The organism is Lachnoanaerobaculum saburreum DSM 3986, from assembly GCF_000185385.1.
In the GTDB taxonomy this organism is placed as follows: domain Bacteria; phylum Bacillota; class Clostridia; order Lachnospirales; family Lachnospiraceae; genus Lachnoanaerobaculum; species Lachnoanaerobaculum saburreum.
The window spans coordinates 2,023,563-2,036,782 of the sequence record NZ_GL622296.1 but is presented as its reverse complement, the minus strand read 5'-3'; the positions used below and the strand labels follow the sequence as shown (position 1 = coordinate 2,036,782).

Genomic DNA, 13,220 nt, shown 5'->3' with positions numbered 1-13,220 from the left:
TTATATAGGATGGGAGAAACAATGAATCCAAAGGTACTTGGAATCGCTTTATCGGATATAAGTACCGGTCTTATATTTTATCCTGATGATGAAGCATTGACATTTCCTACTGTTATAAGTAAGAAAAAGAGTGAAGATGCTTGGGTTGTAGGCGAAGAAGCCTATGCTATGGCACTGGATGGAAAAGGTATAATAACTGATAAATTATTAAAATTAACCAGAAAAAATGGAATTGCAACCATTGACGGGACAAGATATAAGGGTAGAGATATACTGAAGCTTTTCTTTAAAGAGATAATACAGGTCGGAATGGAAAAGCTGTATAAGGAAAAGCCTGAAGAAGTTGTAATAGCTATAGCAGGCTTAGACCAAAATATTATGAGAGATATAAAAGAGGCCTTGGTAGGGCTTGGATATCAACCGAATCATATACATATTATAAGTAAGGAAGAAAGTTTTATCTATTTTGTACTTTCATTAAAAAAAGATATTTGGAGCAATCGGGTAGGAATGTTTGATTTATCGGATGTAAGTCTTACATACTATGAAATGCTTACAAACAGAAATACAAGAAAGCTCTATGTAAGTGCGGAATCTGAAAATATGGATGAGGCATTCAATCTGCAAATACTCAGCAATCCTTCAGGTGCGAAGCTTGCCGATAAGATTTTGACCTCCGTAGCAGAAAAAGTAATGGATAAAAAGCAGTTTTCCGCTATCTTTTTGACAGGTCAGGTGTTTGCGGAACATGATTGGGCGGAGAATTTTATAAGCTTTCTGTGTTCAAGAGGCAGGGTGTATCTGGATACAAATATTTTTGCCAAGGGAGCAGCTTTTAAAGGTGTAGACCTTGCAAATGAGAATTCCATTTACAATATAGTGGCTACATGTGAAGGAAGACTTAAATCTGATATATATATTGAGGTAGTCAACAGCGGTAAGCAGGCAAAGATATATTTAGGCAGAGCAGGGGATTTTTGGAATGAACCTACTACGGAGCTTTTGCTGATACCTGACAACAGTGAGATTATTGATATAAATGTAGTAAGCGTGGACGGTAAGGAAAAGAAAAATATTCCTATATTGCTTGATTTTTTGCCTAAGAGACCTATAAAGACCAGAAGAGTATATTTTAAATCAAGTTTTTTAAACAATAAGATAATGAACCTTGAGATAGCGGATGCAGGATTTGGAGATATGTATTTTGCAACCGATGCAAAGAGAAATATAGAGGTGAGTATATGGGATTGATTTTATGTGAGAATTTAAGAACAAAAAATTCTTTCCATATAGAGGTACTGTCACTGAATATATACAGTTTTGAGGAACTTTGCTATATAATATATGAAAATCCGATATTGGTCACGGAGGGTATAGTAAGTGATGCAATGGTAGACTTTATTGAAAATGAACTTAATAAAAATACTTTGGCTGAAAGTATCAAAAGGAAGAGAACAAACGGAGTGGATGATGCCGATATTTTAGTATATATTATTGATTCATGCGATTTATATAATAATGCCGAATCCATTCTGTTTAGAAATGCCGTTGCAAAGATAAAGAAAATGAGCGTATGGGAAGTGGGCAAACAAAGAGCCGATTATATGTTCTATATAGGAAGATATGGAACAGCAAAGAGGTATTATCTTGAGATACTTGATATGGATAAAAAGTCGGACAATAATTTTGTCGGAAGCATTTATCACAACCTTGGAGTTACATATGCAAACCTTTTTCTATATGAAGAAGCTTATGACGCTTTCAAAAAATCTTATGAGCTGACAAATGATGAAGTAACCTTGATGGAACTGTATTTTTTAAAGAGAATATTTGATTCAGAGGGAAAAAAGAAAAAGACCGGAGAGATAAACGATTCATGCAAGGCTGATTTGATGGAAGAGGCCAAGAAAGCTTTTGATATGGCACTAAGCGGTATCAAAGACAGTGACAGACTGAAATATATAGAACATATTTTTCAGATAGAAAATAGAGAAGAAAAAAGAAAACTGATAAATGAATATATTGCAAAGCTGAAATCAGACTACAGAAATATGAAATAAGAGGAAAGTATGAAGGATTTGGAAAAGACATATAGTCCGCAAAAAATAGAAGGCAAAATATATAAAAAGTGGTTGGAGGGGAAGTATTTTCATGCAAAGGTAAATAAGGATAAAAAGCCGTTTACAATCATAATGCCGCCGCCAAATATCACAGGGCAACTGCATATGGGTCATGCACTTGACAATACTATGCAGGATATACTTATCAGATATAAAAGAATGGCAGGATATGAGGCACTTTGGCAACCGGGAACAGACCATGCAGCTATAGCTACAGAGGTAAAGGTAATTGAGAAGATAAAAGCCGAAGGAAAGAATAAGCATGAGCTTGGCAGAGAAAAATTCCTAAAAGAGGCATGGGCATGGAAAAATGACTATGGCACAAGGATAATTAATCAGCTTCAAAGACTTGGCTCATCCGCCGACTGGGACAGAGAAAGATTTACTATGGATGAGCATGGACAAAGGGCCGTAAAGGAAGTCTTTGTAAAGCTTTATGAAAAGGGATATATCTACAAGGGCAATAGAATTATAAACTGGTGTCCTGTATGTAAGACATCCATTTCAGATGCCGAGGTGGAGCATATTGAGACGGAGGGTAATTTCTGGCATATAAGGTATCCTATAGCAGGTGAAGAGGGCAAATATGTAGAGATTGCAACTACAAGGCCTGAAACACTTTTAGGTGACAGTGCGGTAGCGGTAAATCCTTCGGATGACAGATATAAGGATATAATAGGCAAGAAGCTTATATTGCCCCTTGTAGGCAGAGAAATTCCGGTAATAGCGGATGAATATGTAGATAAGGAATTCGGTACAGGATGTGTCAAGATAACACCTGCACATGATCCGAATGACTTTGAGGTGGGAAAGAGACATAATCTGCCTGAAATCAATATAATGCGTGACGATGCGACTATTGACTGTGCGGGAAGTAAGTATGACGGACTTGACAGATATGAAGCAAGAAAGCTTATAGTGGAAGACCTTAAGAATGAAGGGCTTTTGGTAAAGGTGGTGCCGCATATACACAATGTAGGCAGACATGACAGATGTAAGACTGTGGTTGAGCCTCTTATAAAGCCACAGTGGTTTGTATCTATGAGTGAGATGGCAAAACCTGCTATAAGAGCAATAGAAACAGGGGAGCTTAAGTTTGTACCTGAGAGTTACTCAAAGACCTACTTACATTGGCTTGAAAATATCAAGGACTGGTGTATATCAAGACAGCTTTGGTGGGGACATCAAATACCGGCATATACCTGTACTGAATGTGGAGAGATAACAGTTGCAAAGGAGAAGCCTGATGCCTGTCCGAAATGCAGATGCCATGAGCTTATACAGGATGAGGACACTCTTGATACATGGTTTTCATCAGCACTTTGGCCTTTCTCGACACTTGGATGGCCTGATGATACTCCTGAGATGAAGTATTTCTATCCTACAGATGTACTTGTAACAGGATATGACATAATATTTTTCTGGGTAGTCAGAATGGTATTCTCAGGCTATGAGCAGACAGGCAAGTCGCCGTTTAAAACAGTGCTTATACATGGACTTGTAAGGGACTCTGAAGGCAGAAAGATGAGTAAGTCACTTGGAAACGGTATTGATCCGCTTGAGGTAATAGATAAGTACGGTGCGGATGCTCTTAGAATGATGCTTATTACCGGCAATGCCCCGGGAAATGATATGAGATTTTACTATGAGAAAGTGGAAAGTGCAAGAAACTTTGCCAATAAGATATGGAATGCTGCCAGACTTATTATGATGAATATAGGTGAGTCAAAGCCTGAGGCAATAGATGGTTCAAAGCTTATGCTTTCAGACAAGTGGATTCTTTCAAAGACAAACAAGCTTATAAATGAGGTAAGCACAAACCTTGATAAATTTGAGCTTGGCATTGCACTTTCAAAAATCTATGACTTTGCATGGGAGGAGTTTTGTGACTGGTATATAGAGATGGTAAAGTTAAGGCTTTGGAATAAGGAGGATGATACCAAAGATACGGCACTTGCAGTACTTATCTATGTTTTGAATACTATACTTAAGCTTTTGCATCCGTTTATGCCTTTTATAACAGAGGAAATATATTGCACTGTCAATGAAGATGTAAAGACCATAATGATTGAACCTTGGCCTGTAGAAAACCCTGAATATAATTTTTTGGATGATGAAAACAAGGCTGAACTTATAAAGGAAGCTGTAAGGGCGGTCAGAAATGTAAGATCTTCTATGAATGTACCTCCTTCACATAAAGCAAAGGGAATTGTAGTCAGTGAGGATAAAAAGATAAGGGATATCTTTGAGAGTGCTACAGATTTCTTTAAACAGCTTGCAGGACTTGATAAGCTTATTATCGATTCTGACGATTCGACGGTAGAAAAGGACTCTGTAAGGGTTGCAATTCCAAATGCCTCTATTTGTCTTCCGCTCAGAGAGCTTGTAGATATCAAAAAGGAAGTTGAAAGGCTGAAAAAAGAAGAGAAAAAACTTATCGGTGAGGTGGCAAGGTCAACCGGAATGCTTTCAAATGAAAAGTTTGTAAGCAAGGCTCCACAGTCTAAAATAGATGAAGAAAAGAAAAAGCTTGAGAACTATGAGCAGATGCTTTCACAGGTAAGAGAGCAGCTTGAAAGACTGTCCGACTGATATGAATGAAAAAGAATATATAGAGAGTATACCCATGTGGGCAAAGAAAAAGGCAACACTTTTTGAAGTGAAAAAGAATATAAAACTTCTTGATATAAAGCTTCCAAAGATTGTACATGTAGCGGGAACCAATGGGAAAGGCTCTGTATGTGCATATTTAAGCAATATTTTGACGGCGGATAAAAAGAATGTGGGAACCTTTATTTCGCCACATTTGATAGAAATCAATGAGAGAATATTGTTTAATATGCTGCCTATAGCTGATGCCGAATTGGAGAATATTTCAAAGTATGTGAGAAAAAAATTGAACGGTGTTTTGACTCCTCCTACATACTTTGAATATCTGTTTTATATAGCAATGGTGTATTTTTCCGGTCTTCCAATGGATTTTGTTATATTGGAGACAGGCATGGGCGGCAGACTGGATGTTACAAATGTCTTTGATAAAACTTTAAGTATTATTACAAGTATCGGAATGGATCATATGATGTATCTTGGAAATACTGTAAAAGAGATTGCTTTTGAGAAGGCAGGCATTATAAAAAAAGACTCCACTGTAATCTTTGATGACGGAGATAAAGAGGCAAATGAGGTCATAAATGAGGTGGCAAAAAAAGAAAATGCCAAATTAATTGCCCTGTCAAGTATTGATTATGAAAGTTTTGACTTTACATATGTAAACTACAAGAAAAAAGCGGCTGCACTTGCAATACTTGCAGCCAAAGAGCTGCTTAAAAAACCGGATATAGATACAGAGATTATAAAGTCTACAGTGTGGCATGGCAGAATGGAAGAAATAGAAAAAGACATTATAATAGACGGTGCTCATAATGAGCCTGCAATAGTAGAATTTGTAAATAATGTCCTTACTGTTTCAAAAAAAAGAAACAAGAAGATAAAGCTTTTGATATCGATAGTAAAAGATAAGGAAGCGGAGAGGATGCTTGATATAATTACATCAAGTTTAGATGTAAAAAAGTATTATCTAAGCTCATTGCACTCATATAGAAGTAATGATATAAAAAAGCTTTATAATAGCTTAAATATACTTTTAGAAAAAAATAAAAGACTGTCGGATATTGCTTGTTATAATAATACAAGACAAGCTTTGTCTGATGCCGAGTTTGAGAAAAGGGATGATGAGATTTTGTTTTGTGTAGGCTCATTGTACCTGATGGGAGAGATATTAACAGATGATAGATTTTGAAGAAGAATTAAGTAAGTTTAAGCCGTCACTGGATATTTCGGCAGTGGAAGATATAATTGCAAAAAGTGATATTTCAGATATGAATGATATTTTAATGGAACTGTTGAAAGAGCAAGTAAAGGGCTAAAAATGGCTAGTATGAACAGAAGAAGAAGGCTGGAGCAGATGTCAAACGGCTATTATAATTTGGGTCTGTCTTTGGCAAAAGAAAGAAATTTATCTTCAGCATTAAACGCACTGAGTATAGCTTTGGGACTGAATAAGAAAAATATAGATGCCAGGAACTTATACGGACTTATACAGTTTGAGATGGGAGAAGAGACCAAGGCACTTATTTCATGGGTGATTAGTATAAATATCAAGTCTATGAACAATCTTGCACAGAACTATTTGCAGAATCTGAGAAACAAGTCAACATATCTTGAGAAGTCACAGGAGGCCATCTCAAAATACAATAAGGCTGTTTCACAGATCAGGACTGTTAACTATGACATGGCAAGAATGAGTCTAAAGCAGGTTGTGGATATCAGACCTCATTTTATTAAGGCAATGCTTGCACTTGCACTGCTTGATATAAGAGAAGGCAAGGCAGGTGAGGCAAGAAAACTCCTTGAGTCGGTTCTTTTGATTGACAGATTTAATGCAAAGGCCATCACTTATCTGGATGAAATGAGGCCGGTGAGTGAGAGAAAGTCAGGTAGCGTAAAGCTTTCTGTTATAGGAAGTCCGATAAAGAAGGAAAAAGAAAAGCCTGTAGAAAAAAATACAAGTGCAAGTATGCCTGTAACGGAAATCTATAAGAATTATTCAGGAATGTTTACAGCTGTAAATGTAGGCATCGGGCTTATTGTGGGTGCCTGTGCCATGGTATTTTTATATATGCCTACTATGAAAGTGGCACTTAATAAGGCACATAATAAAGAAGTAGTGGAGATTTCACAGAAACTAAGTGATGCCGGTATTTCTATGGAAGAATTAAAGAGTGAAAATGAGTCTTTAAATGATCAGGTGAATAAGCTGAATGAGATTAACAATACATCCACTGAAAATATGAACTATAAGCTTTTGCAGTATGTGTATCTTATAGGTGTTATAAGAGAATATGGTGCAAAAAATTATACAAAAGCGGCGGAAATATTCTCAAATATTGACACAAATCAGCTTACTGATGTAGATAACGGCCCGGGAGTTTCTATAACAGGTACTTTTGCCGAGATTGCACCCAAGATGAGGGCGGAAGGTCCCAAGCTTTTGACTGCCGTAGGGGACGGGTTAAGCAAAGCGGGCGACTATGCAGGTGCTATAGGCTACTATGATGCGGCACTTAGAATAGCACCTGATTATTTGCAGGCAAAGTATAATAAGGCATTGGCATATAAAACTTCAGGAGATGTGGAGACAGCCAACAATCTGTTTACAGAGATTATTACGGCCGCACCTGAAGATAAAATCGCTAAGGAGGCACAAAGAGAGAGAGGGTACTGATGAATATATCTAAAGCAAAGTATATTTCACTGCTGTCTGGAGTACTGTTCCTGACAGTTGGAATTTATATGATATACAATCCTTTATTTATAGCATATACAATGAATATTATATTCTGTATATTGCTGCTTGTAGAGGGAATTTCACAACTTAGTGCATACTTTTATGAAAAACATGAGGGCAGAAGCGTTTGGAGACTGATAGAGGGTATTATTTCCATAGTTATGGGAATATATTTTCTGATAGGTGATTCACTTGGAATACCTGTTGCTATTATAGTAGTTGTAGGTATATGGCTTGTGCTTGTCGGTATAAGCAGACTTATGATGTCAAGAAGAGTAATAGAGTTTGAGAAAAATATCGGTCAGAGGCTTATAGTTGCAGGTGTTGTTGAGATAATATTCGGAATAACAGTGATAGCAAATCCGGTAATAATAGCAAATTATATAGCATATTTAATTGCCGTATCACTTATAGTACAGGCGGTTGTGGATATTTTCAGATTTTTCAGATTAAACAGAATGCAAAGAAAAATGAAATGATATTAAAGATATAAACTTCATAAAATACTTAAAGAAATATATTATCAATAGTTTTATTGTTGAAATAACATATAAAAGTGGTAAAATAGAATAAAAAGTATATGTGAGGTGGGTGTATGAGATTTTTTATTGATACTGCAAATGTGGACGAAATCAGAGAGGTTGCCTCTTGGGGAGTTCTGTCAGGTGTGACTACCAATCCTTCTTTGGTTGCCAAGTCAGGGAAGACATTTGAGGATGTTATCAAAGAGATTACCGATATTGTAGACGGTGCTATAAGCGGTGAAGTGAGGGCAACTACTACAAAGGCGGAGGATATGATAGCGGAGGGAAGAGAGATTGCAAAGATTCATAAGAATATGGTTGTAAAGATTCCTATGACAAAAGAAGGGTTAAAGGCAATAGCTGTACTTGGCAAAGAGGGTATTGCTACAAACTGTACTCTTATTTTTACACCTTTGCAGGCACTTTTAGCTGCAAGGGCAGGTGCAAGTTATGTGTCACCGTTCCTTGGAAGACTTGATGATGTAGGGACCAGAGGTGTATCTTTGATAGAAGATATTGTGGAGATTTTTGAGTTACATGGTATTGATACTGAGATTATAGCCGCTTCTATACGCAACAATATGCATGTACTTGAATGTGCAAAGGCAGGGGCCGATATTGCCACAGTACCGTATTCAGTGTTTAAGTCAATGCTTGATCATCCTCTTACAGATATCGGAATCAAGAAATTTGTAGCGGACTATGAAAAATCAGTCAAATAAGGAAACAAAAAAGAGCCTTTAGCGGCTCTTTTTTGTGTTTTAATACGCATTCTCTAATATAAATTAAGCACGCTCTACAAAACCTGAGCGAAGACATGAAGTACATACATACATCTTCTTAGATCCACCTTCTGTTTTGACCCTAACGGACTTAACATTAGCCTTCCATATTTTATTGGATCTTCTATGAGAATGGCTTACTGCATTACCGAAATGAGCAGCTTTTTCGCATATTGAACATTTTGCCACGGTTACACCTCCTTTGACATTAATTATAAATGATTATAATTATTTTGGATTGGACTTCATCACAATAGGGAAAAACCCGTGCAAAATCCATAACAGCTGTATTCTACCAAAAAAAAATACTATTTGCAAGACATTTTATAATTTATTATATTGTGGTACAATATAACGGATTGGAGTTCAGGCTAAGTTCTGAATAATGTAATCTTATGCCAAGATACATATTGTTGTAAAAGGAGTATATAAATGAGTAATATTGACATTAAGTCCATAAATACTGTAAGAGTGTTGAGTGCGGACGGTATTGAAAAAGCAAAATCAGGCCATCCCGGTTTGCCTCTGGGTTCAGCCCCGATTGCCTATGAGCTTTTTGCACATCATATGAAGCACAATCCGAAAAATCCCGATTGGGCAAACAGAGACAGATTTATTTTATCTGCGGGTCATGGTTCTATGCTTTTGTATTCATTATTTCATCTGTTTCAGTATGGTGACCTTAGCTTAGAGGATTTGAAACAATTCAGACAACTTGGTTCAAAGACACCCGGACATCCTGAGTATGGTCATACCGTAGGAGTGGAGGCGACTACAGGACCTCTCGGTGCAGGAATGGGAATGGCGGTAGGAATGGCTATGGCTGAAGCACATATGGCAAGTGTATTTAATGAGGACGGCTTTGATATAGTCGATCACTACACTTATGTTCTTGGTGGTGACGGATGTATGATGGAGGGTATTTCATCTGAAGCATTTTCACTTGCAGGAACTCTCGGACTGTCAAAGCTAATCGTGTTCTATGATTCAAACGGTATTTCGATAGAGGGAAGTACAGATATTGCCTTTACAGAGAATGTAGTGGAAAGAATGAAAGCTTTCGGATTTCAGACAATAGAGGTGGAAGACGGCAATGATATTGAGGCCATAGGAAAAGCTATAAAAGAGGCTAAGGCGGACAAGGAAAGGCCTTCATTTATAAAGGTTAATACTGTAATAGGCTACGGTGCGGGAAAGAAGGCCGGAAGCGCATCATCACATGGTGAGCCTCTTGGAAGTGAAGCACTGAGAGATTTGAAAGTAGGATTCGGATTTAATCCTGATGAGAGCTTTAAAGTAGATGATGATGTATATGAAAACTTCAAGTCTATAAATGAGAAAAATAAAAAGATTGAGGATGAGTGGAATAAACTGTTTAAAGAGTACGTAAATAAGTACCCTGATAAAGCAAAACTTTGGGAGAAATATTACAGTGATATAGATGAGTCATTGATAGAAACCGATGAGTTTTGGAGTTGGGATGAAAACAAAGCGGCAACCAGAAATATATCAGGCAGTATAATCAACAGACTAAAGGATTTGTATCCGAATCTTATAGGCGGTTCGGCCGACCTGTCTCCGTCCAATAAGACTGTAATGAATGATGAGGGGTATATAAAAAAGGGAGATTACTCAGGCAGAAATATACATTTCGGTGTAAGAGAACTCGCAATGACAGCTATCACAAACGGTATCCTGCTTCATGGCGGACTGAGAGCATACTGTGCCACATTCTTTGTATTCAGTGATTATACAAAACCTATGGCAAGACTTTCAGCACTTATGAATATTCCGACTATATTTGTTTTTACACATGATTCTATAGGAGTAGGTGAGGACGGACCTACACATGAGCCTGTAGAGCAACTTGCTATGCTTAGGTCTTTGCCGAATTTCAATACATTCAGGCCGGCAGATGCAAAGGAAACTGTTGCGGCATGGTATGTAGCTCTTGTATCAAAGAAAACACCTACAGCTATCGTGCTTACAAGACAGAATCTGCCACAGCTTTCAGGAAGCACTAAAGAGGCGCTTAAGGGCGGATATATCATAAAGGAAGCATCCAAGGCTACTCCTGATATGATTTTGATAGCATCAGGCTCTGAAGTTTCGCTTGCTGTTGATGCGGCGGATGAACTTGAAAATGAAGGTGTCGCTACAAGAGTTGTAAGTATGCCATGTATGGATGTATTTGAAAAGCAAAGCAAAGAGTATAAGGATAAGATTCTTCCGAACACTGTAAGAAACAGAGTGGCAATAGAGGCACTTTCAGGTTTCGGATGGGATAAGTATACAGGACTTGACGGTAGAGTTATCTCTATGAATTCTTTTGGAGCAAGTGCACCACAGGATCTGCTTTTTAAAAAATTCGGTTTTACAAAAGAAAATGTAGTAGCAACAGCTAAGGAAGTATTAAATAAATAAAATTTCGGGCAGGTATAGAACTTCTATATCTGCTTTTTGTAGTTATAAGGAGATAAGGATGGGCGGTATTTTCGGTGTAGTAGGTAAAGATGACTGTGTAACGGATCTGTTTTTTGGGGTGGACTATCATTCACATCTTGGTACAAGGCGTGGCGGAATGGCGGTTTTTGACGGGGAGTATTTCAATAGAGTTATCCACAATATTGAAAATTCACCATTTAGAACAAAGTTTGAAAGAGATGTGGATGATTTGCATGGATATATGGGAATCGGATGTATTTCTGATGAAGATCCGCAGCCTTTACTTATACAGTCAAATCTTGGAAGCTATTCCATCACTACAGTGGGCAAGGTGGACAATCATGATGAAATAGTTAAGAAATTGTATGCGGAAGGAAGAGTACATTTTCAGGAGCAAAGCGGTGGACGTATTAATGACAATGAGTTGGTAGCCACATTGATATCATCAAAGCAATCATTTAAAGAAGGACTTGAGTATGTGCAGGATACCGTTAAAGGTTCTATAAGTGTAGTGCTTTTGACAAGAGAAGGCATATATGCCGCCAGAGACAGGTTGGGAAGGACACCGCTTGTAATAGGGCATAAAAAGGATACTTTCTGTATTACATTTGAAAATTATGCATATTTGAATCTGGGCTACAGTTTTTATAAGGAACTTGGACCGTCTGAGATAGTGTTTATAACCGCAGATGAAGTAAAAGAAGTGTCACCTGCAAGAGATGAGATGAAAATCTGCACATTTTTATGGGTTTACTACGGATACCCGACCGCCTCTTATGAAGGGGTTAATGTAGAAACTATGAGATATAATTGTGGGAAGCTCTTAGCCGGAAGAGATGATGTTGATGCAGATATTGTGGCAGGTGTTCCGGACTCAGGTACTGCACATGCTATCGGATATGCAAATGAATCGGGTATACCTTTTGCAAGACCTTTTATAAAATATACACCTACATGGCCGAGGTCATTTATGCCGACTAAACAGAGTCAGAGAAATTTGATAGCAAAAATGAAGTTGATACCTGTGCAAGAACTGATAAGCGGAAATGATATATTGCTTATAGATGACTCCATTGTAAGAGGTACACAATTAAGAGAGACTACAGAGTTTTTGTACAACTCCGGTGCAAAAAAAGTTCATGTCAGACCTGCATGTCCTCCACTTCTTTTCGGCTGCAAATATCTAAATTTTTCAAGGTCAAAATCGGACTATGACTTAATCACCAGAAGGATAATAAAAGACAGAGAAGGGGAAAATGTAAGTAAGGAGATACTGTTTGATTATGCAAAACCTGACAGCAAAAATTACAAAGAGATGGTAGAAGAGATAAGGAGAATACAAAACTTCTCAAGTTTGCGATTTCACAGGCTGGATGACCTCATAGAATCTGTCGGTATTTCGCCATGTAAGCTATGTACCTACTGTTGGAACGGGCAGGAGTAAATTTGCCAAGCTTGATATTATTCATTAAATTTAGTATAATACTTGCTTGATAAATTAAGCATGGGATTATTGTATCCGATGCAAAAAGGATGAGTATTTTGAAAAGTTCAAAGGAATTTAAAGTAATCCTTGTAAAGTTATTTAATGATATACTTGATTATCAGGAGAGTGCTCTTAGTACCTCTGAATTTAAGGATTTGACCAATAATGATATACATGTGATAAGTGCAATAGGAATGAATTGTAAGAAAAACATGTCTATGATTGCAAAAGAACTGGCAGTAACTATAGGAACATTGACTATTTCTATAAACAGTCTTGTAAGGAAAGGATATGTGATAAAAGAGAGGTCAAAAAAAGATAAAAGAGTAGTCTTAGTGAAGCTTTCACAAAGGGGGAAGGAAGCATTCATAAAATATGAAGAGTTCCATGATGAAATGGTCAAATCAATGCTTGAAAACTTAGATGATATAGAGAGTGATACACTGATGAGTGCTTTGCAAAAAATAAATACTTGGATTAGACTGGAAAAAACTAATAATAAGTGAAATCAATATA

At 37.2% G+C, this 13,220-nt stretch carries 12 protein-coding genes; 11 read left to right on the top strand and 1 reads right to left on the bottom strand.

The window, feature by feature from the left end; genetic code table 11:
- The first annotated feature begins 21 nt into the window (after window positions 1-21).
- From HMPREF0381_RS09335 to fsa, 8 genes are all read left to right on the top strand, one after another.
- The gene (locus tag HMPREF0381_RS09335; protein ID WP_207635185.1) at window positions 22-1,251 is read left to right on the top strand and encodes a DUF5716 family protein; all 1,230 of its coding nucleotides are present in this window, start codon (window positions 22-24) and stop codon (window positions 1,249-1,251) included.
- The gene (locus HMPREF0381_RS09330) at window positions 1,242-2,060 is read left to right on the top strand and encodes a tetratricopeptide repeat protein (protein WP_008751723.1); all 819 of its coding nucleotides are present in this window, start codon (window positions 1,242-1,244) and stop codon (window positions 2,058-2,060) included. Before HMPREF0381_RS09335 ends, HMPREF0381_RS09330 begins: the two co-directional genes overlap by 10 nt.
- Window positions 2,061-2,069: 9 nt before the next feature.
- Window positions 2,070-4,712: a valine--tRNA ligase gene (locus HMPREF0381_RS09325; protein ID WP_008751722.1), complete on the top strand. Its 2,643-nt coding sequence runs from the start codon at window positions 2,070-2,072 to the stop codon at window positions 4,710-4,712.
- Between the two features lies 1 nt (window position 4,713).
- Window positions 4,714-5,919 carry a bifunctional folylpolyglutamate synthase/dihydrofolate synthase gene (locus HMPREF0381_RS09320; protein WP_008751721.1) on the top strand — a complete coding sequence of 402 codons (1,206 nt, stop codon included), beginning with the start codon at window positions 4,714-4,716 and terminating at the stop codon, window positions 5,917-5,919.
- The gene (locus HMPREF0381_RS15040; protein ID WP_008751720.1) at window positions 5,906-6,046 is read left to right on the top strand and encodes a hypothetical protein; all 141 of its coding nucleotides are present in this window, start codon (window positions 5,906-5,908) and stop codon (window positions 6,044-6,046) included. Before HMPREF0381_RS09320 ends, HMPREF0381_RS15040 begins: the two co-directional genes overlap by 14 nt.
- Before the next feature lie 11 nt (window positions 6,047-6,057).
- On the top strand, window positions 6,058-7,404 hold the full coding sequence (locus tag HMPREF0381_RS09315) for a tetratricopeptide repeat protein (RefSeq protein ID WP_040461817.1): 1,347 nt from the start codon (window positions 6,058-6,060) through the stop codon (window positions 7,402-7,404).
- Window positions 7,404-7,946: an HdeD family acid-resistance protein gene (locus HMPREF0381_RS09310; protein ID WP_008751718.1), complete on the top strand. Its 543-nt coding sequence runs from the start codon at window positions 7,404-7,406 to the stop codon at window positions 7,944-7,946. The genes HMPREF0381_RS09315 and HMPREF0381_RS09310 overlap by 1 nt, the downstream gene beginning before the upstream one ends.
- A 116-nt stretch (window positions 7,947-8,062) precedes the next feature.
- On the top strand, window positions 8,063-8,713 hold the full coding sequence (fsa, locus tag HMPREF0381_RS09305) for a fructose-6-phosphate aldolase (RefSeq protein WP_008751717.1): 651 nt from the start codon (window positions 8,063-8,065) through the stop codon (window positions 8,711-8,713).
- 63 nt (window positions 8,714-8,776) lie between these two features.
- Here fsa and rpmB read toward each other — a convergent pair whose 3' ends face one another.
- Window positions 8,777-8,962 (bottom strand): 50S ribosomal protein L28, encoded by a 186-nt coding sequence (gene rpmB / locus HMPREF0381_RS09300; RefSeq protein ID WP_008751716.1) that lies wholly within the window; start codon window positions 8,960-8,962, stop codon window positions 8,777-8,779.
- Between the two features lie 243 nt (window positions 8,963-9,205).
- Here rpmB and tkt point away from each other — a divergent pair, with 243 nt between their 5' ends.
- The 3 genes from tkt (at window position 9,206) to HMPREF0381_RS09285 (ending at window position 13,210) form a co-directional block, all read left to right on the top strand.
- Complete coding sequence (gene tkt / locus HMPREF0381_RS09295) at window positions 9,206-11,197, top strand: transketolase (protein WP_008751715.1); 1,992 nt, start codon at window positions 9,206-9,208, stop codon at window positions 11,195-11,197.
- A gap of 58 nt (window positions 11,198-11,255) precedes the next feature.
- A complete protein-coding gene (locus tag HMPREF0381_RS09290) occupies window positions 11,256-12,662 on the top strand; it encodes an amidophosphoribosyltransferase (protein WP_008751714.1) in 1,407 nt (468 codons plus the stop codon).
- Between the two features lie 89 nt (window positions 12,663-12,751).
- Window positions 12,752-13,210 (top strand): MarR family winged helix-turn-helix transcriptional regulator, encoded by a 459-nt coding sequence (locus HMPREF0381_RS09285; RefSeq protein ID WP_008751713.1) that lies wholly within the window; start codon window positions 12,752-12,754, stop codon window positions 13,208-13,210.
- Window positions 13,211-13,220: the final 10 nt, after the last annotated feature.